Annotated in this window: 19 protein-coding genes; 12 read left to right on the forward strand and 7 right to left on the reverse strand. The window is 66.6% G+C overall.

Annotated features, from left to right (window positions below; genetic code table 11):
• Nucleotides 1-105 precede the first annotated feature (105 nt).
• The gene (locus tag HZY97_RS02380; protein WP_180140215.1) at nucleotides 106-3279 is read right to left on the reverse strand and encodes a TonB-dependent receptor domain-containing protein; all 3174 of its coding nucleotides are present in this window, start codon (nucleotides 3277-3279) and stop codon (nucleotides 106-108) included.
• Between the two features lie 284 nt (nucleotides 3280-3563).
• On the opposite strand from HZY97_RS02380, the gene HZY97_RS02385 reads away from it, so the two are divergent.
• The 7 genes from HZY97_RS02385 to trxA all read left to right on the forward strand — a co-directional run bounded on the left by HZY97_RS02385 (nucleotide 3564) and on the right by trxA (nucleotide 15160).
• Nucleotides 3564-5903 (forward strand): PAS domain-containing sensor histidine kinase, encoded by a 2340-nt coding sequence (locus HZY97_RS02385; protein WP_257214848.1) that lies wholly within the window; start codon nucleotides 3564-3566, stop codon nucleotides 5901-5903.
• Complete coding sequence (gene tsaE, locus HZY97_RS02390) at nucleotides 5900-6343, forward strand: tRNA (adenosine(37)-N6)-threonylcarbamoyltransferase complex ATPase subunit type 1 TsaE (RefSeq protein ID WP_180140219.1); 444 nt, start codon at nucleotides 5900-5902, stop codon at nucleotides 6341-6343. Before HZY97_RS02385 ends, tsaE begins: the two co-directional genes overlap by 4 nt.
• Nucleotides 6340-7332, forward strand: coding sequence for an aminoglycoside phosphotransferase family protein (locus tag HZY97_RS02395; RefSeq protein ID WP_180141601.1), 993 nt, complete (start codon nucleotides 6340-6342; stop codon nucleotides 7330-7332). Before tsaE ends, HZY97_RS02395 begins: the two co-directional genes overlap by 4 nt.
• A complete protein-coding gene (locus tag HZY97_RS02400) occupies nucleotides 7329-8090 on the forward strand; it encodes a nucleotidyltransferase family protein (RefSeq protein ID WP_180140221.1) in 762 nt (253 codons plus the stop codon). Before HZY97_RS02395 ends, HZY97_RS02400 begins: the two co-directional genes overlap by 4 nt.
• Nucleotides 8091-8228: 138 nt before the next feature.
• A complete protein-coding gene (gene addB, locus HZY97_RS02405) occupies nucleotides 8229-11159 on the forward strand; it encodes a double-strand break repair protein AddB (RefSeq protein WP_180140223.1) in 2931 nt (976 codons plus the stop codon).
• 164 nt (nucleotides 11160-11323) lie between these two features.
• A complete protein-coding gene (gene addA, locus HZY97_RS02410) occupies nucleotides 11324-14761 on the forward strand; it encodes a double-strand break repair helicase AddA (protein ID WP_180140225.1) in 3438 nt (1145 codons plus the stop codon).
• A gap of 54 nt (nucleotides 14762-14815) precedes the next feature.
• Nucleotides 14816-15160, forward strand: coding sequence for a thioredoxin (trxA, locus tag HZY97_RS02415; protein ID WP_180140227.1), 345 nt, complete (start codon nucleotides 14816-14818; stop codon nucleotides 15158-15160).
• Here trxA and HZY97_RS02420 read toward each other — a convergent pair.
• Together HZY97_RS02420 and argJ are read right to left on the reverse strand one after the other, a co-directional pair.
• Complete coding sequence (locus HZY97_RS02420; protein WP_180140229.1) at nucleotides 15146-15553, reverse strand: GFA family protein; 408 nt, start codon at nucleotides 15551-15553, stop codon at nucleotides 15146-15148. The genes trxA and HZY97_RS02420 overlap by 15 nt on opposite strands.
• Before the next feature lie 3 nt (nucleotides 15554-15556).
• Nucleotides 15557-16783: a bifunctional glutamate N-acetyltransferase/amino-acid acetyltransferase ArgJ gene (gene argJ, locus HZY97_RS02425; RefSeq protein ID WP_180140231.1), complete on the reverse strand. Its 1227-nt coding sequence runs from the start codon at nucleotides 16781-16783 to the stop codon at nucleotides 15557-15559.
• Nucleotides 16784-16861: 78 nt separating this feature from the next.
• On the opposite strand from argJ, the gene HZY97_RS02430 reads away from it, so the two are divergent.
• The 5 genes from HZY97_RS02430 to secA all read left to right on the forward strand — a co-directional run bounded on the left by HZY97_RS02430 (nucleotide 16862) and on the right by secA (nucleotide 21960).
• Nucleotides 16862-17659 (forward strand): energy transducer TonB, encoded by a 798-nt coding sequence (locus tag HZY97_RS02430; RefSeq protein WP_180140232.1) that lies wholly within the window; start codon nucleotides 16862-16864, stop codon nucleotides 17657-17659.
• 72 nt (nucleotides 17660-17731) lie between these two features.
• A complete protein-coding gene (locus HZY97_RS02435; protein WP_180140234.1) occupies nucleotides 17732-18025 on the forward strand; it encodes an energy transducer TonB in 294 nt (97 codons plus the stop codon).
• A gap of 60 nt (nucleotides 18026-18085) precedes the next feature.
• Nucleotides 18086-18712, forward strand: a complete 627-nt coding sequence (locus HZY97_RS02440; RefSeq protein ID WP_180140236.1) for an energy transducer TonB — start codon at nucleotides 18086-18088, stop codon at nucleotides 18710-18712.
• Nucleotides 18713-18842: 130 nt separating this feature from the next.
• Nucleotides 18843-19103 carry a hypothetical protein gene (locus tag HZY97_RS02445; protein WP_180140238.1) on the forward strand — a complete coding sequence of 87 codons (261 nt, stop codon included), beginning with the start codon at nucleotides 18843-18845 and terminating at the stop codon, nucleotides 19101-19103.
• A 115-nt stretch (nucleotides 19104-19218) separates the two neighbouring features.
• Nucleotides 19219-21960: a preprotein translocase subunit SecA gene (gene secA / locus HZY97_RS02450; protein ID WP_180140239.1), complete on the forward strand. Its 2742-nt coding sequence runs from the start codon at nucleotides 19219-19221 to the stop codon at nucleotides 21958-21960.
• 86 nt (nucleotides 21961-22046) lie between these two features.
• On the opposite strand, the gene HZY97_RS02455 is transcribed toward secA, so the two are convergent.
• The 4 genes from HZY97_RS02455 to HZY97_RS02470 all read right to left on the reverse strand — a co-directional run bounded on the left by HZY97_RS02455 (nucleotide 22047) and on the right by HZY97_RS02470 (nucleotide 25440).
• A complete protein-coding gene (locus HZY97_RS02455; protein ID WP_306670043.1) occupies nucleotides 22047-22565 on the reverse strand; it encodes a hypothetical protein in 519 nt (172 codons plus the stop codon).
• Between the two features lie 199 nt (nucleotides 22566-22764).
• On the reverse strand, nucleotides 22765-23277 hold the full coding sequence (locus HZY97_RS02460) for a phosphoribosyltransferase (RefSeq protein WP_373684268.1): 513 nt from the start codon (nucleotides 23275-23277) through the stop codon (nucleotides 22765-22767).
• A complete protein-coding gene (locus HZY97_RS02465; RefSeq protein WP_180140241.1) occupies nucleotides 23274-24290 on the reverse strand; it encodes an adenosine deaminase in 1017 nt (338 codons plus the stop codon). Before HZY97_RS02465 ends, HZY97_RS02460 begins: the two co-directional genes overlap by 4 nt.
• Nucleotides 24291-24351: 61 nt before the next feature.
• Nucleotides 24352-25440 (reverse strand): AraC family transcriptional regulator, encoded by a 1089-nt coding sequence (locus tag HZY97_RS02470; RefSeq protein WP_180140242.1) that lies wholly within the window; start codon nucleotides 25438-25440, stop codon nucleotides 24352-24354.
• Between the last annotated feature and the right edge of the window lie 50 nt (nucleotides 25441-25490).

Consider the following 25490-nt stretch of genomic DNA (forward strand, 5'->3'; position numbering starts at 1 on the left):
AGTTACGGGGCCGGCGAGCGGCCGGAAGGGGCACCATAAAGAAAGATCGCCGCCCAAGCGAGTTGGGCGGCGACCTTCAGTTCACTCGGTTTTGCTGAAAGGCGATCAGAACTTCGCCTTGAAGCCCGCATAGAAGAAGCGGCCGAGGTTGTTGTAGATACCCGAGCCGGCACCGGCGCCGGTCAGGTAGTAAGGCGGCAGCTTGTTGAAGACGTTGTCGACGCCCAGGTACATGCTGAACTGCTTGTTGACGTTAATCTCGCCGCGAACGTTGTGATACATTACCGCATCATAATATTCGATCGGGAATGCGTCGGCGTTCTGCGGAGCGCGGCCCTGTACGCTGTGGGCGTCTTCCCAGTTACCCGGCACCATCTTGCCGATGTAGCGGAATTCATAGCCCAGCGTGAACGGACCGCTCTCGATCGCCGCGTTGATGTTGAACGCGTCGATCGGGTCGCCCAGCTCACCCAGCTGACGATTGTAACGGCCCGGATCGGTCGGATCGAGGTAGTTATTGTTCGTGATCGCATGGGTGTAGATGCCGTGCAGCGACACGCGGCCGAAACCGTCGAAGCTACGCTCGAAGCCCAGGTCGAAGTCGATGCCCGAAACCGCCAGCTTCGCGTAGTTCAGCGGAACCAGGTTGAGGCTGTTGTTCAGGATCTGACCGTTCACTTCGCCGGCCGGACCTGCGCCACCGCTCGTATTGCGTGCGAACAGCGCGCAATACTGGTTGCTCAGATTTGCCGCGTCGTAACAGGCGTTGAGGACCTGCTGCGCCGAAGGCGAGGTGATCACGTTCTTCACGTCGATATGGTAATAATCGACGGTGAGCGAGAAGCCCTTGGCAAAGGTCGGCTGGAACACGCCGCCGATGGTGTAGGAGCTCGACTTCTCCGCTTCCAGGTTCGGATTGCCGCCCGACAGATAGCCGATCGAGGCGCGATACTGGAAGTTGTAGGTGTTCGGCACGCCGTCCGCATGGCAGTTCGCCGCGCGGGTCGAGGAGCCGGCACCGATATGCACCGTGTCGCACGGGTCATAGACGGTGTCGAAGTTCTGGCCGAGCGGGGTGTAGAGATCGCTCAGGTTCGGTGCACGCACCGACCGCGCATAGTTGGCGCGCAGACGGAGCGAGCGGACCGGAGCCCATTCGACGCCGCCATTATAGGCGAACACCGTGCCAGTCGCGCCCTTATAGTCGGCGACACGGGCCGCGCCGCTCACCGTCAGCTCCTGGAAGAACGGAACGTCCTTCAGGATCGGCAGGCGAAGCTCGGCAAATGCTTCCTTCACTTCGAACGAAGGCGGCTTGAACTCCGGAATCGCGTTGTAGAAGGTCAGCGCGTTCGCGGTGACATCGTCTTCCTTGTAGTAAGCCGTCTCACGGCGATATTCGCCGCCGACCGAGAAGCCGACCGGGCCGCCGGGCAGGTTGAAGAACTTGCTCGTGTCGCCGCTGATGAAGCCGCTGGCCACGAACTGCGTGATCTTGCCGTCCGCGAACGAGCTCTGGAGCATATAGTCGCGGGCCGCCTGCGTCACCGTGGCGGTGCCGAACAGGTTGACCGGAACGCAGGCCGCGACGTCGGCCGCCAGGCGCGACTGCGCGAAGGCGGCGTTGTTGGCGCCTTCAAAGGCGACTGCCGCGCTCGGATCGATCTTCGAGCGGCAGACGATGTTCCCGTTGGCAACGCCGTTCTGGTAGAGGCCCTGATCCACGGCGTCGATCGACAGCAAATAGCGCTGGAGATTCACGTTGCCGCGGATCTCGGTGTGCTCCTTGAACTCGCCGTAGTTCGCCGAGATTTCGTAGTTCAGATTGTCGGCCAGATCGCCGCGAACACCCAGCACTGCGCGGAACGTCTCGCGACGCGCCTTTTCGGTGCGGTTGGTGAGGTCGACGGCGTTCTTGTAGATGCCGATGCCGCACTGGCCGCGATCGGCGTCAGGGATGCCGTCGCCGCCCGTCACGTACGAGCAGTTCGCGTCATACGAGTCCTGCTGGCGCAGGATGCTGCGGGCCTGGGTGGTCAGATAGGGGTTGTCGCTGAAGAACTTCTCGCGCGGCGAGCCCGTCGCGCTGGTGAAGAACGGACCCGAGGCGCTGCCGAACGAGTCGGTGCGGGTATAGGTCGCTTCGATGAACGGCACGAAGGCCGAGCTGATCTCGAAGTGGCCGATCAGGTTCGCGCTGTAGCGATCCAGCTTCGGCATCAGGCCGAGCTGGGTGCCGTCTTTGAAGTTGTCGCCGTTGCCGCCGACATAGGACGGGGTGAACGACAGCGCCGGGGTGATCTGGCCGGTCTGCGGGGCCAGGTTGCCGTTCGCCTGGAAGATATAGGGCTGATAGGCGATGCCGTTGCCGCCGCCGGTGCGGCAGCAGAGCAGGAAGGTGCCGCCGTTGCTGTAGGTGCCGCTGCGCAGGTCCTTGAAGAAGGCAGTGTCGGGCACGCCGTCGCTGCCGTTCGCAGTGCCGGCCGGGTCCGAATCCACCGTCACCCAGGTGTTGTTGCGGCTCGTATAGGTGCGGTCAGACGCATAGAAGTCGTTCTGGTGCGCATATTCTAGGTTGACGGCGATGTTGCCGCGACCGTCGGCGAAGTTCTTGCCGGCCAGCAGGCTGCCATAATAGGAGCCCGCGTCACCATAGGTGCTGGCGCCGGCCTGGCCGCGCGCCTCGATGCCCTCGAAGTGATCCTTGAGCACGAAGTTGACGACGCCCGCGAGCGCGTCCGAACCGTACACGGCCGAGCTGCCGCCCGTCACCACGTCGACGCGCTCGATGAGATCGGTCGGGATCGTGTTGATGTCGGTCGAAGCGGCGGTGTTCAGGATGTCGCCCGCGACGTGGCGGCGGCCATTGACCAGCACCAGGGTGCGCTGGGTGCCCAGGCCGCGGAGGTCGAGCAGGCTCAGGCCCGCAGTGCCCAGGAAGCGCGTCGAGTTCGACTGGCTGAACGTGCTGCGCAGTGCCGGCAGGTCGTTGAGCGTGTCGCCCACCGAGGTGCGGCCGGTCTGGAAGAATTCTTCGCCCTGCAGCGTGGTCACGGGAACCGGGGAATCCAGGTTCGGGCGGCGGATGCGCGAACCGGTGACGAGAATGGTGTCGCTGTCGGAAGCGGCATCCTGCGGCGCGGCTTCGGGCGCCGTGGCTTCAGGCGTGGGTGCGGTCTGCGTGGCTTCTTGGGCGGCAGCCGGAACAGCCAGCAGCGCGAGCCCAACAAAAGCCGCCGAACGCAGCGCGGTGCCGTTCAGCAGAGAAAGTTTGACCATGTGGATCCCCTATTTTTTACTCGAAGCTATTTTCTAGGCTGGCAAAGTTTTCTTGCTCAAGCCCGGATTGAAGGAAAATGTCGCATTGCGGCAACACTCCGTGCGAATTATGTTACACAGACACAACAGCGCTCAAACACGGAATAAAAGTGGAAACATTACGATAAAGCTTCAGTAACCATCTTGTTCCGTTCGCCCCATCCGAAGTCCGAACAGCTTTCCCAAGCCGGATGCTTTGCCTAGTAGATTCGCATGGAATCCAATTGTTGCCGCGGGTGCGCGGCTTGATCCACATCACGCAATCCGCCGCGGTGCTCGCGGGAGCGGTGCTGGCGCTGCTCGTCATCGGCGGCGTCTGGGCGCTGTTCACCGGGCTGCGCGCGCGTGCCGAGGCTGCGGGAATTGCCGAAACCAATACGCAGCTCGCCGCGCTGGTGAGCGGATCGCCGGCCCAGGCGATGCTGGTGCGTGCCGATGGCCGGATCGAGCTGCCGCGGCGCCTTGGCGATTGGCTGGGCTTCCAGGAATTGCCGCGCGAGCTGGCCGAACTGAGCAGCAAGAATAGCGGGATGCTGCCCGAGGACGCCGATGCGCTTGGCGTCCATGTTTCAGCCGCGCAAAAAGCCGGCAAACCATTCAGCCTTTCGGTGCGCGCCCGCGGTTCCGAGCGCGCGCTGCTGGTGATCGGCGAGCGCGCGCCGCAGGCAGTCAACGCCCCCGGCGGCGTGGTGCTGTGGTTCCTCGACGCCACCGAGAGCCAGGACGAAATCAATCGCCTCCAGCGCGAGGCCACGCGCCTGCGCGCCGCCTTCGATGCGCTCACCGCGCTGATCGAGGCCGCGCCGATGCCGATGTGGTATCGCGGCGGCGACCTGCGCCTGCTCATGGTCAACTCGGCCTATGTCGAGGCAGTCGAGGGCAAGGATGCCGAGGATGTGGTCGAGCGCGGGCTCGAGCTGGTCGAGGGCGTGGGGATGGGCGGTCCGCTCGCCAATGCCGCGATCGCGCGCGACACCGGCGAGCCGCAGACCGCGGCGATGCCCGCCACGATTGGCGGCACTCGCCGGATGCTGCGCCTGCATGACATGCCGCTGCCCACTGGCGGCGTCGCCGGCTTCGCAGTCGATATCGAGGAGCTTGAGCAAGCGCGCGGCGGCCTCAAGCGCTTCGCCCAGGCCCAGCGCGCGATGCTCGACAAGATCTCGGCCGGCGTCGCCCAGTTCGGCGCGGACCGCAGCCTGATCTTTTCCAACCAGCCCTTCCGCCGCATGTTCGCGATGAAGAATGAATGGCTGGCCGATCGCCCCGAATTCGATCGCGTGCTCGATCGCATGCGCGAGGCCAATCGCCTGCCCGAAGTGCGCGACTATCCGGCGTGGAAGTCGGAGCGCCGCGAATGGTTCGTCTCGGCCGAGGCGGTTGAGGAGAATTGGAGCCTGGGCCAGACGCACCTCCGCGTTGTTGCCCAGCCGCTTCCCGAGGGCGGGCTGCTCCTGCTGTTCGAGGATCGCACCCAGCAGTTCGAACTCCAGCGCGAACATGGCGAGATGCAGCAGGTGCGTACCGCCACGCTGGAGAGCCTCGCCGAAGCCGTCGCGGTGTTCGGCAAGGGCAGGCTCCAGCTGTGGAACCGCAAGTTCCGCCAGGTCTGGGATTTCGAGGATGCGTTCCTCGACAGCCATCCGCAGGTCCAGCAGCTCGTCCGCGCCGCCGGTCCCAAGCTGGTCACTGCCGCCCGCGCCGACGTGATCGGCGATCTGGTGCGCATGGCCGCGCAGGAGCGCCAGTCGCGCGGTTCGAGCATCGCCTTTGCCGATGGCCGCCATTTCGACATCACCGCGGTACCGTTGCCCGATGGCAACGCACTGGTGACGATGCTCGACACCACCGACCACCACCGCGCCGAGCGCGCGCTGCGCGACCGCAACGAAGCGCTGGAAGCGGCGGACCGGGTCAAGACCTCGTTCCTCGCCAATATGAGCTACGAGCTGCGCACCCCGCTCACTTCGATCAAGGGCTTTGCCGAGATGCTGCATGGCGGCTTTGCGGGGCCGTTGAGCGAGAGCGGCGGGGAATATTCAGAAGCGATCCTCGTCTCGGTCGAGCGGCTCGGCACGATGATCGACGAAGTACTCGATCTCACCCAGAGCGAAGGCACGCCGCTGGAAAAGGCGCCGGTGGACATCGAGATCGCCGCGCAGAACGCCGCCGAGGCCGTGGCGCCGCTCGCCAAGGCCAAGCAGATCGAGCTCGTGGTCGAGAATGCCGGCAGCGCGGGTGCGATCACCGGCGATGCGCGCCGCATCCGCCAGGTGATCGAGCATCTCCTCCGTCATGCAGTGGCGGCGACGCCCGAACAGGGCAGGGTGCTGCTCCATCTCGACGGCAACAGCCGCGTGGCGCGCGTGATCGTCTCGGACAACGGCCCCGGCATGAGCCGTGACGCAGCGGCGACGGCATTCGACCGCTTCGCACAGTTCGGCAATGCCCGTGGCAGCGAGCGCACGCTCGGCCTCGGCCTGCCGATCGCCCGCCAGTTCGTCGAGGCGCATCGTGGCCGCATCGAGCTGATCTCCGAGCCGGGCGAGGGCACGCTGATCACCGTGGAGCTGCCGCGCGCATGATCCTGCGCAGCCCGGAAGAATCGCTCGAACTGGGCCGGAGGCTCGCCGAAGTCGCGCGCCCGGGCGACGTGATCGCGCTTTCGGGGCCGCTTGGCGCGGGCAAGACGAGCATCGCGCGCGGTCTGCTGGCGGCGCTCGGGCTCGAAGAGGAGGCGCCGTCGCCCAGCTTCGCGATCGTCCAGCCTTATGAACCGCCCGAGGTGCGCTTCCCGGTGCTCCACATCGACCTCTACCGAATCGACGATCCGAGCGAGGCCGAGGAGCTGGGGCTCGACGATGCCCGCAGCGATTCGCTGCTGATCGTCGAATGGCCCGAGCGTTTGGGCGAAGCGGCGTGGCATGACGCGCTGTGGTTGTCCCTGGATGTGGCACCGGATGGCGCGCGCGCCTTGACAGCGAAAGTGCCGGCGGCATGGAAGGACCGATGGTTTCTGACATGAATCCGCCGGCCACGGCGCCCGACTTCCTTGAAGCTGCCGGTTGGGGAGGCGCCGAGATCCGTCCGCTTGCCGGCGACGCCTCGTTCCGTCGCTATTTCCGCGTCGTCGAGCATGACCGCACTGCGATCCTGATGGACGCGCCGCCCCCGCACGAGGACCCGCGCCCCTTCATCAACATCGCGCGCTGGCTCACCGCGCACGGCTTCGCCGCCCCCGAGATCCTCCACGAGGACCTGACCGAGGGCCTCGTCCTCATCCAGGACTTTGGCGACGCCCGCATGCGCGAGACGGTCGACGCTGCCCCCGAGAGCGAGCTGCGCCTGTACGAGGAAGCGATCGACCTGATCATCCGCCTCGCCGAATTCCCGGCCGCGGATATCCTCAAGCCCTACACGCTCGCCGAATATCACCGCGAGGCGGACCTGCTCCCTGAATGGTATTGCCCCGCGGTCGGCCTCGACGCCGATATCGAGGGCTATCGCGCCGCCTGGGAGCAGGTGCTCGCGCCGGTGCTCGCGGGTCACACGCCTGTCACCGTGCTGCGCGACTATCATGTCGAGAACATCATGCTGATCGACGGTAGCGCGGAAACCCTGGGCCTGCTCGACTTCCAGGACGCCCTGGCGGGGCACCCGGCCTATGACCTCGTCTCGCTGCTCCAGGACGCCCGCCGCGACGTGCCCGAGAGCCTCGAGACCGCGATGCTCGATCGCTACAAGCGCATCACCGGTGCCGGCGATGCCTTCGACGTGGCCTATCACGTGCTCGGCGCGCAGCGGAACGCCAAGATCGTCGGCATCTTCACCCGCCTGTGGAAGCGCGACGGCAAGCCGCGCTATCCGGGTCTCTGCCCGCGCGTCTGGACCTATCTCAACCGCGACCTCCAGCACCCCGCGCTCAAGCCCGTCGCCGACTGGTTCGAGGCGAACGTGCCGATGGACATGCGCGGCGACCCCCTGACCATAGCAGGCCCTGGCGCCGGCGCATGAAACAGTCCGCGACCTATTCGCTGCGTCCCAACCCCAGCGTCGCCATGCCCGAGACCGCGATGGTGATGGCCGCCGGCCTCGGCAAGCGGATGCGCCCGCTCACCGTCACGCGCCCCAAGCCGCTGGTCGAGGTCGCCGGCACCACGCTGCTCGACCACACGATGGATCATCTGCGCAGCGCCGGCATCAAGCGCGCCGTGGTCAACGTCCACTATCTCGCCGACCAGGTCGAGGCGCACCTCAAGGCCCGCGCCGGCGACATCGAGATCCTGATCTCCGACGAGCGCGCCCAGCTGATGGAGACCGGCGGCGGCATCGTCCAGGCGCGCGAGATGCTCGGCGACAAGCCCTTCTTCACGGTCAACAGCGACACGCTGTGGATCGACGGCCCGATCGACTCGCTCCACGCGCTCGCCGCAGCTTGGGACGATGAGCGGATGGACGCGCTCCTCCTGCTCGTGCCTCTGGCCCGCGCCTACAGCCATAGCGGCCAGGGCGATTTCCGCCTCGACGCGTTCGGCCGCATCACCGAGCGCCGCAAGCCCGGCCGCCTCGCACCCTTCGTCTATGCCGGCGCGCAGATCCTCTCGCCCCGCGTCATCCGCGACTGGCCCGAAGGCCCGTTCTCGACCAACCTCTTCTGGACCCGCGCGATGGAGCAGGGGCGGTTGTGGGGCACGGTCCACCAGGGCCTGTGGTTCGACGTCGGCACCCCCGGCGCGATCAAGGAAGCCGAGGAAGTCCTGGCGACGGTGTAATCTCCCTCTCCCCGTCCGGGGGGAGGGTGGCGAGGCGTAGCCGAAGCCGGGAGAGGGGCAGGGGGCAGTTATCCACAGCCCCCTCTCCCCGACCCTCTCCCCGGAAGGGGAGAGGGAGATTAGGGTGTCCCCAAGCCCATGCCCACCGCCCTCCACCTCTACACCATCCCCCCGCACCGCGCCTTCGCGGACGCCCTCGCGAACGGGCTGATCAAGCGCTTCGGAGCCGACCCGATGGCGCTCGCCCGCGGCCTCGTCCTGCTCCCCAACAACCGCGCAAAAAAGGCGATCCAGGACGCCTTTGTCCGCGCCAGCGGCGGCGGGCTGCTGCTCCCGCGCCTCGTCGCCGTCGGCGATCCCGAACTCGACGAAGCCCTGTTCGACGCCGCCGGCGATCCCGATCTCGTGCCCCCCGCGGTCGCGCCACTCCAGCGCCAGCTCATCCTCGCCCGCCTGATCCAGGAAGCCGAGCCCCGCCACGACGCCGCCGAGGCCGTGCGCCTCGCCGGCGATCTCGCCGCCACCCTCGACCAGCTGCTGATCGAGGAGGTTCCGCCGAAGAAGCTCAAGGAGCTCGAACTCGGCCCCGAGCTCTCCGCCCATTGGGAACGCTCGCTCCACCTCTTCGAGATCGTCCTCGACCGCTGGCCGAAGGAACTCGCCCGCCTCGGCCGTATCGACCTCGCCGACCGCCGCCGCCTGCTGATCGACAAGGTCGCCACGCGCTGGAAGGCCAATCCCCCGGCCGGCTTCGTCTGCGCCGCCGGCATCACCGCCAGTGCCCCCACGATCGCCCGGCTCCAGCGCGTCGTCGCCGGGCTCCCGCAGGGCATGGTCGTCCTGCCCGATCTCGCCATCTCCATCTCCGAGGCCGAATGGGACATGCTCGGCCCGCACGCTCCCGATCCCGCCGGCCGCCGCAAGCGCAACCTCGAGACGCACCCGCAATTCCACCTCAAGCTCCTGCTCGAGCGGATGGGCGTCCACCGCGACGAGTTCGATCCCTGGCGCGCTGCGAGCGAACATGACGCCGCGCCTTCGCGCAGCAAGGCGATCGCCTCGGCGATGCAGCCGCCCGAACTGACGCATGGCTGGACCACGCTGCCAGAAAAGGAACGCAAGCTAGACGGCGTCCGCGTCCTCGAAGTCGCCACCCCCGCCGAGGAAGCCCAGGCCATCGCCCTCGCGCTGCGCCAGGTGCTCGAAACCCCCGAAAAGACCGCCGCGCTCGTCACCCCCGATCGCGCGCTCGCCCGCCGCGTCGCCGCGCATTGCGCCCGCTGGGGCATCACCGTCGATGATTCCGCCGGCCAGCCACTCTCGATCCTGCCGCCCGGCACACTCCTCCTCGCGCTCGCCGATGCCGCCGCCCAACGCTTCGCCCCGCTGCCACTGCTGACCTTGCTCAAGCACCCGCTGGTCATGCCTGAAACCCGGCCTGAATGGCTCGAAGGCGCACGCCTGCTCGACCGCGCGCTCCGCGGCCCGCGCCCCGCGCCCGACCTCGCCGGCATCGACCGCCATCTCGCCGAGCAGCAGGGCAGGGACGGGCCCTTGCGCAAGGCAGCCCAGGTCTGGTGGCCGGCGGCCCGCGCGCTGCTCGCCCCGCTCGAAGCCGCGTTCAACGCCGGCGCCCAGCCGATCCCGGCGCTGCTCGAAGCGCTGCGCGAAGCCGCCCAGGCGCTCGGCGGCGATAGTCTGTGGAGCCGGGCCGAGGGCCGCGCCGCCGCGACTTTGCTCGACGATCTCGAGCGCGAAGCCGGTGACGGCCCGCGCCGCGCCGACCCCGACACGCTCGCCCCGATGCTGCGCACGCTGATGGACCAGATCGCCGTGCGCCCGCCCCAGGGCGGCCATCCGCGCCTCGCTATTCTCGGCCAGCTCGAAGCCCGTCTCCAGACCGCCGATTTGATGATCCTCTCGGGGCTCAACGAAGGCGTCTGGCCGGGCCTGCCCGCGCCCGATCCCTGGCTCGCCCCGCGCATCCGCGCCGAGCTCAATCTCCCCGGCCTCGAGCGCCGCATCGGCCTGGCCGCGCACGACCTTTCCGGCGCGCTTGGCGCCCCCGAAGTCCTGCTCACCCGCGCCCGCCGCGACGCCACCGCGCCGACCATCGCCTCGCGCTTCTGGCTCCGCCTCGAAGCGCTGTCGGGCGGCCTCGACCGCGCGCCCGATCTCGCCGCCTGGCTCCACGCGATCGACAATCCCGGCACCCACGAACCCGCCGAGCGCCCCGAACCGTCGCCGCCGGTCGAGGACCGCCCCAAGGCGATCTCGGTCACCGAAGTTGATCGCCTGAAGGCCGATCCCTACGCCTTTTACGCCCGCCGCATGCTCAAGCTGATGCCGCTCGATCCGGTCGATGCTGATCCGAGTGCAGCGTGGCGCGGCACCGCGGTGCACGACGTTCTTCAGAAATGGTTCGAACTCGATAATTGCGATCCGTCGCTGCTCCGCGCCCGCGCCGAGGCGATGCTGGCGGACGAACGCACCCACCCGATGATGCGCGCGCTCTTGCAGCCGCGGCTGATGGAAGCGATCGACTGGATCGCCCGCCAGATCGCCGAAAACCCAGACCGTAAGGTCCTCGCAGTCGAGCTCGACGGCGATATCGAGTTCGAGGGCGTCAAGCTGCGCGGCAAGTTCGACCGGATCGATCGCCAGCCCGACGGCAGCCTCGCGATTATCGACTACAAGACCGGCCAGCCGCCAAGCACCCGGGCGGTCCGCGCCGGGTTCAGCCTGCAATTGGGCCTGCTCGGCCTGATCGCCGAGCGCGGGGGCTTCGCGGATATCGAGGGCGTCGCGCGCGCCTTCGAATATTGGTCGCTCGCCCGCTCCCCGCGCACCGGCGGCTTCGGCTATGTCGACTCGCCGGTCGACCCGAAAAAGAAGGAACCGATCCCGGCCGAGGAGTTCGTCGACATCGCCGCGCACCATTTCGGCGAGGCCGTCCGCGCCTGGCTGACCGGCGACCAGCCCTTCACTGCCAAGCTGGTGCCGGAATATGCGCCTTACGCCGAGTACGACCAGCTGATGCGCCGCGACGAATGGTATGGCCGTGATTGAGGCCGGCTTCCCAATATCCTCCCCCGCAAGGGGGAGGTGGCACGCGCAGCGTGACGGAGGGGGAGGTGTGCGAGCCGCCCGTGCGTCGCTTGCCGCCCCCTCCGTCAGCCTCCGGCTGACACCTCCCCCTTGCGGGGGAGGATTAAAGCTTGGCGGAAACCCGAATGTCTGAAGTCCGCCCCCTCCACAAACTCAAGGGCAACCAGAAGGCCGCCAGCGATCCCGGCCGCCATATCTGGCTCTCTGCCTCCGCCGGCACCGGCAAGACCCAGGTGCTCGCCGCGCGCGTCTGGCGGCTGCTGCTCGGCGGCACCGATCCCGGCGCGATCCTGTGCCTCACCTTCACCAAGGCCGGCGCGGCCGAAATGTCCGAGCGGATCACCAGCCGGCTCGCCCGCTGGGTGCGCGCGTCGGACACCGAACTCGCCGCCGACCTTGAGGCGCTCGGCGAGAATATCTCACCCGCCGGCCGTGAAAAGGCCCGCCAGCTCTTCGCCAAGGTGCTCGACGCGCCCGGCGGCGGCATCCGCATCCAGACGATCCACAGCTTCTGCCAGTCGCTGCTCGCCGCCTTCCCGATCGAGGCCGGCCTCGTCCCCGGCTTCCGCCCGCTCGACCAGCGCGAGGAAGCCGTGCTCTCCCGCGAGGCGCTCGCCGAAATGCTGGTCGATGCCGAGCGGGATGGCCGCGGCTGGATCGTCGACGCGGTCGGCGCGCTGTCGCTGCGGCTGGGCGAGGGCAAGGCAGAGGATTTCCTCAAGGCCTGCGCGCGCGAAGGGGAGGCGCTCGCCGCGCTGCCGATCCTGATCCAGCCATATTTGCGCGAAGCACTCGGGCTCCCCCTGGGTGACGTCGATGCCGAGATCGCCTTCCGCTGCGGCGACGACCAGTTCGATCTCGCAAGCCTGCGCATGGTCGCGTCGATGAGCGCGAACTGGGGCACCAAGTCCGGCCTCGAGCGTGCCGACATCATCGCCGCCTGGCTCGCCAAGGGCCCCGAAGCGCGTGCCGCCGGGCTGGCCGATCTCCACAGCGTCTGGGCCACCGCCAAGGGAGATCCGCGCTCGTTCGGCAAGGGCCAGGCGCCGCAGGACGACGGCTATGCCGATTATGCGATGCGGCTCCACGCGACCTGCGCCGAGCTGCTGGGCATGAAGACGCAGGCCGCCTATGCCGATCTGCTCGCGCTAGGGCTCGAGGCCGGCCGGATCTATGCCGAGACCTATAAACAGGCCAAGCGCCGCCTCGGCGCGGTCGATTTCAACGACCTGATCCACCGCACCGTCGCCTTGCTCGCCGAGCCGGGCATGGGCGAATGGGTGCGCTTCAAGCTCGATCAGGCGACCGAGCACGTCCTGATCGACGAGGCGCAGGACACCAATCCCCAGCAATGGGCGATCGTCAGCGCGATCGCCGATGAGTTCTTCGTCGGCGAAGGCGTGCGCGCCGAGACGGTCCGCACGCTGTTCACTGTCGGCGACTATAAACAGGCGATCTTCGGCTTCCAGGGCACCGACCCGATCTTTTTCCGCGCCGCCTTTGAGCGCTTCCTGGCGATGTCGCGGATCAAGGCCGACGCCGACTATGTGTTCGACGAGGGCAAGCCCGAGCCGCGCGAAGTCGAGGAGCTGTCGCTCACGCATAGTTTCCGGTCGACCCGCCCGGTGCTCGAATTCGTCGATGCCGCGCTCGGCGCCTTGCCGCTTCCGGGCATGGGTGAACTTTCGGATGCAGAAGAGCATGCAAGCGAAGTGCCCGGTCCCGGCACCGTCACGCTCTGGCCGCCGGTCACCGAAGGCGGCAGCGAGGCGGACGAAGAGGAATGGGTGAGCGACGCCACCCGCAAGCTCGCCGGCGACATCGCCAGGGCGATCAAGTCGTGGGTCGGAACCCTAGAACTCGAAAGCAAGGGCCGCACGCTCCAGCCCGAGGATGTGATGATCCTCGTCAAGCGCCGCGGCGAACTGGCCTCGCTGATCGTCGCGCGTTTGTACGCAGAAGGCGTGCCGGTGGCGGGCGTCGATCGGTTGCGGTTGAACGCCCCGCTGGCGGTGCAGGACCTGCTTGCCGCAATCCGCTTCGCGCTCCAGCCCGAGGACGATTTGTCGCTCGCGTCGCTGCTGGTTTCGCCGCTGATCGGCTGGACACAACAGGAGCTAATGGACGCCGCGGTCCGCAAAGCTGGCGGCTTGTGGCGGCATCTGCGCAATACCCAGCCCGAGGAACGCCTCGCGCCGCTCTACGCACTCCTCGCACGCGCTGACATCGCCACGCCCTATCGCTTTCTGGAAGAAGTACTTTCCGGTCCTTTGGATGGCCGCCGCAAGCTGCTGCGCCGGCTCGGCGAGGAAGCCCGCGATCCGATCGAAGAACTGCTCAATGCGACGCTCAATTTCGAAAAGTTGGCGACCCCTTCGTTGCAGCGATTCCTCGACTGGTTCGATCGCGGCGATGTCGAGATCGTCCGCGATGCCGCCCAGCCGCAGGGCGCAGTCCGTGTGATGACCGCCCACGGCGCCAAGGGCCTGCAGGCGCCCCTGGTCATCCTCGCCGACGCCACCGTCGATCCCACCCGGAGCCCGCGCGACTTTCTGCAATGGGAAGTGTCTGAAGCGTCTGGAAAACTGCCGATCTTTCGACCCCGCGCCGCTGAGCGGGGTGTGCTGGCCGACGTCATCGAAACCGCCGATACGCGCCAACTTAGCGAACATTGGCGTCTATTCTATGTGGCCGCCACAAGGGCCGAGGAACGGCTGGTCATCGCCGGTGCTTTGGGGCCCATGGCCAAGGGCGTCCCCCCTGCGAAAAGCTGGTACGCCGCCAGCGCCGCCGCCCTCGACGCGCTCGGGGTAGGCGAGGGCGAGACCCGCGAATTCAAGGGCTTGCACCCCCAGCTCCCGGTTCCCGCCAAGGCCCGCCCGGCAGAGGCCACCACGGCGGTGGCCACACTCCCGGACTGGGCCCGCCGCCCCGCCCCAGAGGAAGCCCGCCCGCCGCGCCCCCTCGCGCCCTCCTCACTGGGCGACGACGCCGTCGCCGACCCGCCTCCCACGCCCGCCCTGCGGGCCGCCGCCGAGCGCGGCCGGCTCCTCCACGCCCTGTTCGAGCGCCTGCCCTCGGTCGCGCCCTCGGAGCGGGCCATGGCCGCCGAACGCTGGCTGGCCGGGGCAGGCGGTGTCGCCGATCCCGCGCTGCGCACCGAACTGGTCTCGGCCGCGCTGGCGGTTACCGAAGATGCTGGATTCGCCGAGCTTTTCGGCCCCGATTCGCTAGGCGAGGCCCCGATCGCCGCGGTGGTGGGCGAGGGCGTCGTCGTCTCCGGCACCGTCGACCGGCTGGTCGTCACGCCCAGCCATGTCCGCGTGATTGACTTCAAGACCGGTCGCCGCGCCCCCGCCAGCCTGGCCGAGATCCCGCCCTATCACCTCCGCCAGATGGCGGCCTATGCCGCGGCGCTCGCGGTGATCTTCCCGGGGCGCACCATAGAGGCAGGACTGCTCTACGCGGCGGGCCCGATCCTCCATCTTTTGCCGGCCGAATTACTGGCCGCGCACAAGCCCGGCTTCGTCGCGACGGAGCAAAGCTTGGCTTCGCGCGCTTGACCAGGCGACCAGCCGACATAAATTAGCGGTCAACATCGTATCAGGAGTTTCATCATGGCCACCAAGGCTACCACCGACGCCAATTTCAGCAGCGACGTTCTCGAGGCCGGCAAGCCCGTGCTCGTCGATTTCTGGGCCGAGTGGTGCGGGCCGTGCAAGATGATCGCCCCGGCTCTGGAAGAGCTGGCCGAGGAGCTGGGCGACCAGGTCCAGATCATCAAGCTCGACATTGACGAGAACCCCGACGCGCCGACCAAGTACGGCGTGCGCGGCATCCCCACGATGATCCTGTTCAAGGACGGCCAGCCGGCCGCGACTCAGGTCGGCGCGATGCCGAAGAGCGGGATCAAGAAGTGGCTCGAATCCTCGCTGGCAGCCGGCGCCTCAAACGCCGCCTGATTCCGAGCGTGAGCGGGGGTGGCGCGGCAGATCGTCGTCCGCCTCCGCCCAGCTGATCCGGCTATCGTAATAGATATGAAAGCCCGGCTGCACGCGGTCGGGCTCATACAGCGTCGCCAGGCTGAAATCGACCGTGGCGCCGCCCTTGTCCTGCATCAGCAGCGGCGTGCCGCAGCGCATGCAGAAGCTGCGCTCGCCGGTCTCGCTCGATGCTACACTGCCGATCAGCTCGGTACCCGAAATCAGCACGAAATCGCCGGCCGGTACGGTGGCGAAGGCCATGGCCGGGCTGCCCGAGTTCAGCTGGCAGGTGCGGCAATGGCACCAGCCGGCGTCGGTCGGCTCCGAAGCCAGCCGGTAGCGAATGCCCCCGCAAAGGCAGCCGCCTTCCACTCCTCAGCTCCGATAATCGGCGTTGATCGAGATGTAACCGTGGGTCAGGTCGCAGGTCCACACGGTGGCGCGGCCGTCGCCGAGGCCCAGTTCCACCCCGACCTCGATCTCGCGGCCCTTGAGGTGCGCGGCGACCGGTGCCTCGTCATAGCCTTCCACCGCGAGCCCATCGCGCGCCACCTGGGTGGTGCCGAAGCGGATTGCGAGCTTGTCGCGCTCGGCCCGCTCGCCGGCCTTGCCGACGGCCATCACCACCCGGCCCCAATTGGCATCCTCGCCCGCGATCGCGGTCTTCACCAGCGGCGAATTGGCGATCGACATGGCGATGCGGTGTGCGCTGGCGTCGCTCTCGGCACCCTCGACGGTGATCTCGATCAGCTTCTGCGCACCTTCGCCGTCGCGCACGACGAGCTGGGCGAGCTGGTGGCACATGTCCTGCAGCGCGGCGCGGAAGGCGTCGGCGCCGTCATCCTCGTCGCTGGTCAGCGGGGCATTGCCCGCCGCGCCGGTGGCGAAGGCAAGCACGGTGTCGCTGGTCGAGGTGTCGCCGTCGACGGTGATGCACGAGAAGGTCTTGCGGTTGGCGTCGCCCAGCGCGGTCTGCAGCCAGGCCGGATCGACAGCAGCATCGGTGAAGATGAAGCCGAGCATCGTCGCCATATCGGGCGCGATCATCCCCGAGCCCTTGATGATGCCGATCAGCTGGACGGTCTTGTCGCCGACCACCGCGCGCGTCACCGCGCCCTTGGCGAAGGTGTCGGTGGTCATGATCGTCGCGGCGGCGTCTTCCCAGCTGCAGGGCTCGGCGGTGAAGGCGGCGTCGAGCCCTGCCTCAGCCTTGTCGATCGGCAGCGGCACGCCGATCACTCCAGTCGAGGCGACGAACACATCGGAGGGCTCGCAGCCCAGATGCGCAGCGGCGCGGGCGGCGATTGCCTCGACGGCGGCGCGGCCGCGATTGCCGGTAAAGGCGTTGGAGTTGCCGGCGTTGACGACCAGCGCGCGCGCCTCGCCGAGCGGCAGCGCCTTGCGGCACCATTCCACCTCGGGTGACGGGCATTTGCTGCTGGTCAGAACGCCCGCCACGGCGGTGCCCGGCGCCAGTTCGACAAAGGTCAGGTCGCAGCGGTCCCAGGTCTTGTAGCGGGCACGGGCGACGCGGGGCGTGACCCCGGGGATAGCCGGCAGGGCAGGGAAGGGCAGTGCGAGCGGGGAGCGTTCGATGGACATGGCCGGACCTGTTGCTAAGCTGGCGACCGCTTCGGGCAAGCGGGGGGAAAGATCAATGGTTTTGGCGGGAATGCTGGTATGATCCTGGCGATGTTGCTGATGCTGCAGGACGCAAGTCCAAGCGCAACTGCGGCCAAGCCGCTCAATCTGCCGGAATGGATCACCGAAGACGATTATCCGGCCAGTGCGCTTCGCAACCGCGAAGAGGGCCAGACGAAGTTCAGGCTGACCGTCGCCGGCGACGGCAGCGTCGAGCGTTGCGACATTACCGGTTCGTCGGGCTCGGCGGCGCTCGATGAGGCAACCTGCGCCCTGCTCACTCGGCGCGCCCGGTTCAGCGTCTCGCGGCCCGGTATGCCATACAACAGCAGCGTCATCTGGCAGATCCCGCCGACGCCGCCACAGCCGATCGCCAAGTCGCACATCGCCGCGATCCTTCGCATTTCGGCCGACGACAAGGTGCTTGGATGCGAGGAAAAGCTCGAAGGCACGGTCTCCAGCGCAATGAACGCGCCATGCGACGAGGCCGCCCAAGGGCTTCCGCCGGGCATGCTCGAAGCGATTGGCGGCATGGGCAAGCCGCGCACGCTGACGATGGAGTATTCGAACTGGTTCGGCACCGATGCCGCGCTTGCAGGGCTCTATTCCAGGCCGGGCCAGGTGGTAGTGGGCCGTACGCGAGTCCAATTCGACATCACCGAAAGCGGGAAGGTGGAAAATTGCCGCGAGGTTCCGACAGGACAGGAGGGGATTCTCGAAGGACGTCCCAGCCCTTGCTCCGGGGGAATCGATCCCTTTGTGCCGCCGCTCGATCGGGCAGGTAAGCCGCACGTCACCACCGGCACGATGGAAATAGCCATTTCCAGAACGCCCTGACGCTCCCAGATGGACAGCGCCTCGCCAGGCGCTACCAAGAGCACCGATCGCTTGTGACTCGAAAGGCTTTCCATGATTCTCGCTACCCTGCTGGCGCTTGCCGGCCAGACCGCTTCGGCCCCCATCATGACGATTACCGTGCAGAAGCTGCCGGCGAGCTATACCCAGGCACCGGTCGTGCACCTTGATTTCGACAAGAAGGGCGCGGTTACGGCCTGCACGCTCGAGCAGTCGAGCGGCAGCCCCGGCATCGACAAGGTCGCCTGCCAGCAGGTCCAGACGATCAAGCTGCCGGTCGAAGGCGGCAAGGCTCCGGCATCGCGCTCGGCCCCGGTGGAATTCACCACGGGCGCTGCGGCCAAGTAACGTTGTGCCAGGCCCGGGCGGGGCGCCCGGGCCTTCGTCGCTATCAGGGGGAGGTGGCCGGTGCTTTTCGCATTGTTGCTCGCCGGACAGGCAGTGCCGGCACCGGAGGCGGTTGCCCAGAAGCCGGTGCCGATCTCGCCACAGAACTGGATAACCGACGACGACTATCCGGGAACGGCGCTCGGCCGTGACGAATATGGCAAGGTCCAGTTCGCGCTCGGCGTCGATGCGACGGGGAAAACCGTGGATTGCCGGGTCGTCTGGACCTCGGGCTTCCTCGATCTCGATCAACAGACCTGCGCCGTGCTTCTCGGCCGTGCGCGCTTCAAGCCGGCGCGCGATGCTTCGGGCAACGCCATTCGCAGCATCTATTCGGGCACCTTCTCCTGGAAATTGAACGCCGGCAACGTGCGGTATGACGACGTGCCCGCGCTCGGCCTCGGGATCAGCCTGCAGAAGCTGCCGAAGGACTATACCCGCCCGACCTTGCTGCGAGTGCATTTCGGGCGGTCGGCGAAACCCGACGCCTGCCGCGTGGAACTGGGCAGCGGAAGCGTCGCGCTGGACAAGATCGCGTGCGAGCAGGCGATGGCGCAGGCGACGCCGCTCGACGCGCGCATCAACGGCGGATTGCGGCCCGACACCCGGATGGTCGAGGTCCTGTTCGAGGTCGGCGCGGCGGATTGATGCCCGGGCCGGGCACGCCCGACTGACTGACTATATTCGCTTTCGATTGGACGAAGCCGATCGGAATTACTATGTCGCCGAAGCACGTCCCTCTATTCCGGGGCGCCACGGGTATTTGCGAGCTTCGTTTTTGGAACTGCTGCTTCTCCTGACTGCCTTCCTCGCGAGCCTGACCGGTGTCGGTCAGGCCGATCGCGGCGGGATGCGGCAGGTGCAGGGCGTAGCGGTGGTCCAGGCGGCGCAGGCAGCCCAGGCAGCGGTGCTTCCCGCCCGGCGCGCTGCGCCTGCGGTTGTGGTGCCGCTCCTTCGGCCCGAAAAGGCCACCCCGCTCGCCACCGTGCAGCTTGCGCTTGCCGCGCTGCATTTGCCCTTCGAGCGCCGGCTCGAATGAGCTTTTTCGCGGCCCGCTGAACCCTAGCGGCCGCTTTTTCCGTTTCTGCATCCAAACGGGCGCCGACCGTAGTGGCGCGCCCGTCCGACCACCCTAGATTTAGACTGGAAAACCCATGCTCGGCGGCTTTGCCAAGAACCTGTTCGGCTCCTCGAACGATCGCTACGTCAAATCGCTCGACGGCATCGTCAAGAAGATCGCCGGCTTCGAGCCCGCGCTGGTAGCGATGAGCGATGAGGAGCTTTCGAACCAGACCGTGAAGTTCCGCGAGCGCCTCGCCAATGGCGAGAAGCTCGACGCGCTGCTTCCCGAAGCCTTCGCCACGGTGCGCGAGGCGGCCAAGCGCGTGCTCGGCCAGCGCCATTATGACGTGCAGATGGTCGGTGGCATCGTGCTCCACCGCGGCGAGATCGCCGAGATGCGCACCGGCGAGGGCAAGACGCTGGTGGCCACGCTCGCGACCTATCTCAATGCGCTGCCGGGTGACGGCGTCCACGTCGTCACCGTGAACGACTATCTCGCCGCGCGCGATGCCGACTGGATGGGCCGGGTCTACAAGTTCCTGGGTCTCACCGTCGGCGTGATCATCCCGAACCTGTCGGACCACCAGCGCCGCGAGGCGTACGGCGCCGACATCACCTACGGCACGAACAACGAGTTCGGCTTCGACTATCTGCGCGACAACATGAAGTATGAGCGCAGTTCGATGACGCAGCGCCCGTTCGCCTATGCGATCGTCGACGAGGTCGACTCGATCCTGATCGACGAAGCCCGCACCCCGCTGATCATCTCGGGCCCGACCGACGACAAGTCCGAGCTCTATATGGGCGTCGATGCGGTCGTGAAGCAGCTCGTCAAAGACGATTACGAGATGGACGAGAAGCAGCGCACGATCGTGCTGACCGAGGACGGCACCGAAAAGGTCGAGCGCATGCTCGAGGGCGCCGGGCTGCTCCAGGGCGCGAACCTGTACGACTTCGAGAACACCCAGGTCGTCCACCACCTGAACCAGGCGCTGCGCGCGAACGCGATGTTCAAGCGCGACATTGATTATATCGTGAAGGACGACAAGGTCGTCATCATCGACGAGTTCACCGGCCGCATGATGGATGGCCGGCGCTGGTCCGATGGTCTGCACCAGGCGGTCGAGGCCAAGGAAGGCGTCAATATCGAGCCCGAGAACCAGACGCTCGCCTCGATCACCTTCCAGAATTATTTCCGCATGTACCCCAAGCTCTCGGGCATGACCGGCACCGCCGCGACCGAGGCGCCCGAGTTCTTCGACATCTACAAGATGAACGTCGTCACCATCCCGACCAACCTGCCGGTGCAGCGCGTCGACGAAGAGGACGAGTTCTACAAGTCGATCGACGAGAAATTCGCGGCGATCGCCAAGAAGATCAAGCTGCACGCCGCCAAGGGCCAGCCGGTGCTGGTCGGCACCGTGTCGATCGAGAAGTCGGAAATGCTCTCCGAATTCCTCACCAAGGAAGGCGTGGAGCACAGCGTGCTCAACGCGCGCCAGCACGAGCATGAAGCGCATATCGTGGCGCAGGCGGGCCGTCTGGGCGCGGTGACGATCGCCACCAACATGGCAGGCCGCGGCACCGACATCCAGCTCGGCGGCAACCTCGAGTTCCGCACGCATGACGAGCTCTCGGAAATGGAGGACGGCCCCGCCAAGGACGCTGCGATCGAGCAGATCAAGGCCGAGATCGCGGCAGAGAAGGAGCGGGTGAAGGAAGCTGGCGGCCTGTTCGTGCTCGGTACCGAGCGCCACGAGAGCCGCCGTATCGACAACCAGCTGCGCGGCCGCTCGGGCCGCCAGGGCGATCCGGGCCTCAGCCGCTTCTATCTCTCGCTCGACGACGATCTACTGCGCATCTTCGGTTCGAACACGCTGTTCGCCAAGATGATGCGCAACAACATCGAGGACGGCGAGGCGATCGGCTCCAAGTGGCTGTCCAAGGCGATCGAGACCGCGCAGCGCAAGGTCGAGGCACGCAACTACGACATCCGCAAGCAGGTCGTTGAGTATGACGACGTGATGAATGACCAGCGCAAGGTCATCTACGAGCAGCGCGCGGACATCATGGATGCCGAAACCGTGGGCGACGTGGTCGAGGACATGCGCGCCGAGACAGTGAACGCGATCGTCGGCGAATATTGTCCGCACGGTTCCTATCCCGAGCAGTGGAAGATCGAAGAGCTCCGCGAGAAGCTGGTCGGTACGCTCAACGTGGACGTGCCGGTCGAGCAGTGGATCAAGGACGAGGCGCAGATCGAGCCGGAAATGGTCGAGGAGCGCGTTCGCGAGCTGGCGGACAAGCTGGTCGAGGCCAAGGCCGGGGACCTGGAGCCCGAGACCTGGAGCCAGATCGAGAAGTCGATCCTGCTGCAGAATCTCGATCATCACTGGAAGGAGCATCTTGCGATGCTCGATGCGCTCCGCCAGGTCGTCCATCTGCGCGCCTATGCCCAGAAGACGCCGATCAACGAGTATAAGCACGAGGCGTTCGCGATGTTCGAGCGGATGCTCGGCCAGATTCGTGAGGACGTGACCCGCACGCTCGCCTTCGCCCAGTTCCGCATGGAGTCGGCACCGGCGCTGCCCGATCTGCCTGACTTCCTGACCACGCATATCGACCCGCTGACGGGCGACGATAATACCTATGACTATGATGGTGGCGCGGCCGGGCTGGTCACCACCCGTCTGCCGCAGATGGGCATCCCGCAGCCTTCGGGCGAGGATCTCGGCACCGATCCTTCGCAGTGGGAAGGACTGGTCAGCCGCAACGCGCCGTGCCCGTGCGGCTCGGGCAACAAGTACAAGCACTGCCACGGCCAGGTGGCCTGAGCTCAGACCAAAGAAAAGGGAGGGCTTTTGGCCCTCCCTCTCGAAAGCCCCTCCCGCGCGAACAGGAGGGGCTTTTCGTTTTTAGCTTACTTTGATGTCGGCATCTGGATCGACGGGCCGAGGCGGCTGACCACCTCATGCGCGTCGAAGGCGCGGATATTGTCGGCGGGCTTCGGGCCCTTGCCGATCACGACCTCGGCCACCGCTTCATATTGCGTCACGGTGCGATAGTCCCAGTCGCGGTCACGCCAGAAGGGATCGTCATAGAACGGATCCCAGCTGCGCCAGCCCCAGCGCGAGCCGCGGTAGAAGCGCCAGGACGGGCTCCAATAGCCCCAGGGGCCGGGACCACCCCAGGCACTGGGCGTGCTGACGATGTCGGTCTTCTTCTCGGTGTCACGGTCAGAGAGGACGAAATAATCGCCGCCCTGCTGCAGCGTCAACTCAGCGGCGCGGTACAACAGATACCGTTCCACCGTCTCGCGTGCGGTGAGGCTGTTACCGGCGAAGCTGACGCGGAAGCGATTGCTTTCGATCTGCTGGTCGGAATAGCCGGCGCGGGCGCTGCCGGCGCCGGTGGCGGGCTGATAGGGCGTTGCAGTCATACAGGCGGACAGCGAGATGCTGCCGGCGAGGACGAGAGCAAGCGCTGCGAACCGGGGGCGCTTGGGAGTTCTCAACATGGTTCCTCCGAACTTTGTATATTGGGCACTGCTAATGACGGAACGAACGCGTGCCGGCAGGGATGTGTCCGAGACGGAGCGTGGCATATACGCGATTGACCGCGGGTGAATGAACTCGAATTCATGCAAGCCGTTCAGGCACTTCCATCGCCTCGGCGGCCAGCGTGTCGCGCGGGGCCATGGCCTCCCACGGGAAGACGAACCAGTCCTTGTCGACCGAGCGATCGATCCGGCGCGAGCGATAATCGACTTCCTGTGACGAACGGACATTGTCGAGCAGCACGGCGAATTTGATGCGGCTGGCAATCGCGCCCTCGGCCGCCAGCGCGGCGCGGATCTCGCCGATCGTGCGGCCACTGTCGTTGATGTCCTCGACGAACAGCAGCCGGTCGCCGTCCCGCGTCCGTCGGGCGAGCACAGACACCAGTTCCTCGCCGAACTGGGCAATCTTGGTCGAATGATCGATCGAGACCAGCGGCAGCCCCATGCGATGCGACAGGAACACCGCGGGGGTCAGCCCGCCGCGGCCGATGCCGACGAGCAGGGTGGGGGTCCAGGGTTCGGCCGCCTCGGCGATGGCGTGGACACCCGCCACCATCTCGTCATGGGTGAAATGGGTGAAGACGATGCTCACGAATGTGCCTCCGCATAGGCGTCGACCCGCGCGAGATGCGCGGCGACCTCATCGTCCGAAAGGAACGAGCCGAGGAAACTGTTCCGCGCCAGCGTCACCAGGTCGCGCTTGCTGAGCGCGCGGCCCTTCGCGATCGCCCGGTAATTGTCGGCGACATAGCCGCCGAAATAGGCGGGATCGTCCGAATTCACCGTAGCCCGCAGGCCGAGTGCGAGCATCCGGTCGATCGGGTGCTCGTCGACCGAGGCGACGTTGCACAGCTTGACGTTGGAGAGCGGACAGACGGTGAGCGTCATCGACGAGCGGGCGAGGCGGGCGACGAGCGCCGGATCCTCGAGGCTGCGATTGCCATGGTCGAGCCGGTCGATCTGGAGCAGATCGAGCGCTTCCTCGACATATTCGGGCGGCCCCTCCTCGCCGGCATGGGCGACGCGCCTGAGACCCATCGCGGCGGCGGCGGCGAAGACCCGCTCGAACTTCGAAGGGGGGTGCCCGACTTCGGACGAATCGAGGCCGACACCGGCGATCCGGTCGATCCAGGGCTGAGCCTGGGTGAGCGTCTTGAAGGCGTCTTCCTCATCGAGGTGGCGCAGGAAGCAGAGGATCAGCTTGGAAGTGATGCCCAGCCGCTCTTCGGCCTCGGCCATGCCGGCGAGCAGGCCGTTGGCGGCCACGCCGAAGGGGATGCCGCGGTGTGTGTGCGTCTGCGGATCGAAGAAGATCTCGGCATGGACGACACCGTCCTTCGCCACGCGCTCGAAATAGGCCAGCGCCAGGTCGCGGAAATCCTCCTCGGTGCGCAGGACGTCCGCGCCGGCATAATAGATGTCCAGGAAATCCTGGAGGTTCGAGAATTCATAGGCCGCCCGCACTTCCTCCACCGATGCGAAGGGAATGGCGACGCCGTTGCGCTGGGCGAGGGCGAACATCTGCTCGGGCTCGAGGCTGCCTTCGATATGGAGGTGAAGCTCGGCCTTGGGCAGGCCGGTGATGAAGGCGTCGAGATCGGTCATCGCCGGAACATCGCAGGCGCGCGGGGGAGTCGCAAGGGGAGCTAGGCGGGCAGGTGCGCGCTCACATCGGCCACACCGGTGGTGCAAGGAAACCGCTGGCCTCGATCGCAGAGGGGCCGTTGCTGGCGGAGGGGGGCGCGAAGCCCGGATCGTCATGCGCCGAGCGGCGCCATGTGCTGGGGGCGATGCCGAATTCGGAGGTGAACCAGCGTGTGAAGGCGGCCGGGGAGGTATAGCCCAGCATCTCGCCGATCGAGGCGAGCGAATGCACGCTGTTCAGCAGATGGCGGACGACGAGTTCGCGGCGCACGCTGTTGAGCACGGCGCTGAACCCGGTGCCTTCGCCCTCCAGCTTGCGTTGCAAGGTACGCGCGGCGATGCCGAGGTGGCGCGCGACATTGTCGATCGATCCATGGCCCGAGGGCAGCAGTACATAGAGCGCGCGGCGTGTGCGATCGACCTGGCTGAGCAACGGCGCCGAGGGCAGCAGCGTCTCGAAATAGCTGTTGGCATAGGCGGCCAGGTTCGAACGATAGCCGGGATTGCGTGCCGCGAGCGCCGAACGGCTGTAGACGACGCCGTTCATGTCGCTGCCGAACACTACCGGGCAACCCAGCACACGGTGGTGGACCTCGAGTGAGCGCGGAGCCGCATGCATGAAATGCAGGCATTCCGGTTTCCACGTCTCGCCCGCGATCTCGGTGAAGGCGCGCGACAGGATCGCGCCCACCGCCTCATGCGCCTGGCGCGGTACGAAATCGATGTTGCTGACGATCTGGGTGCGCACGGTGCCCACGTCATCGTGCATTTCGAGCGTGAAGGTCAGCAGATCGCTGAGCAGATGCTGGTAGCGGATCAGTGTGCGGATCGCGTCTTCCAGCGTCTCCTGTTGCTGGAGAACGAGGCTGACCGGACCCATCGCGGAAAGGTCGCGCCGCTCGGCGATCAGCATCGCGAATTGCGGACAATTGGCCTCCATGGCCGATCGTTCCAGGATCGAAGCGATTGCGCCGCGAGGTAATCGCTCTTCCGGATTTCGCAACTGCGAAGGATTTACACCCGTGTCAGCAAGAATTCGATAGGGATCGAGGCCGACTTCCAGAGCGACCGTCACATAATTCATCAATATCGCTGCACGTCCCGAGGTCATGCAGTTCCCTCCCCATGCCCGGAATGCATCCGGGACACTCCATTTCTTAT

It is taken from the genome of Sphingomonas sp. R-74633 (genome assembly GCF_013416555.1).
GTDB lineage: Bacteria > Pseudomonadota > Alphaproteobacteria > Sphingomonadales > Sphingomonadaceae > Sphingomonas.

Excerpts from the sequence above, each read along its gene's own strand:
- HZY97_RS02430 (WP_180140232.1), top strand. The coding sequence starts at position 16,862 with ATGATCCTGGCGATGTTGCTGATGCTGCAGGACGCAAGTCCAAGCGCA.
- HZY97_RS02400 (WP_180140221.1), top strand. The coding sequence starts at position 7,329 with ATGAAACAGTCCGCGACCTATTCGCTGCGTCCCAACCCCAGCGTCGCC.
- HZY97_RS02395 (WP_180141601.1), top strand. The coding sequence starts at position 6,340 with ATGAATCCGCCGGCCACGGCGCCCGACTTCCTTGAAGCTGCCGGTTGG.
- tsaE (WP_180140219.1), top strand. The coding sequence starts at position 5,900 with ATGATCCTGCGCAGCCCGGAAGAATCGCTCGAACTGGGCCGGAGGCTC.
- HZY97_RS02465 (WP_180140241.1), bottom strand. The coding sequence starts at position 24,290 with ATGACCGATCTCGACGCCTTCATCACCGGCCTGCCCAAGGCCGAGCTT.
- HZY97_RS02470 (WP_180140242.1), bottom strand. The coding sequence starts at position 25,440 with ATGACCTCGGGACGTGCAGCGATATTGATGAATTATGTGACGGTCGCT.
- HZY97_RS02455 (WP_306670043.1), bottom strand. The coding sequence starts at position 22,565 with ATGACTGCAACGCCCTATCAGCCCGCCACCGGCGCCGGCAGCGCCCGC.
- HZY97_RS02380 (WP_180140215.1), bottom strand. The coding sequence starts at position 3,279 with ATGGTCAAACTTTCTCTGCTGAACGGCACCGCGCTGCGTTCGGCGGCT.
- secA (WP_180140239.1), top strand. The coding sequence starts at position 19,219 with ATGCTCGGCGGCTTTGCCAAGAACCTGTTCGGCTCCTCGAACGATCGC.
- argJ (WP_180140231.1), bottom strand. The coding sequence starts at position 16,783 with ATGTCCATCGAACGCTCCCCGCTCGCACTGCCCTTCCCTGCCCTGCCG.
- addB (WP_180140223.1), top strand. The coding sequence starts at position 8,229 with ATGCCCACCGCCCTCCACCTCTACACCATCCCCCCGCACCGCGCCTTC.
- HZY97_RS02435 (WP_180140234.1), top strand. The coding sequence starts at position 17,732 with ATGATTCTCGCTACCCTGCTGGCGCTTGCCGGCCAGACCGCTTCGGCC.
- addA (WP_180140225.1), top strand. The coding sequence starts at position 11,324 with ATGTCTGAAGTCCGCCCCCTCCACAAACTCAAGGGCAACCAGAAGGCC.
- trxA (WP_180140227.1), top strand. The coding sequence starts at position 14,816 with ATGGCCACCAAGGCTACCACCGACGCCAATTTCAGCAGCGACGTTCTC.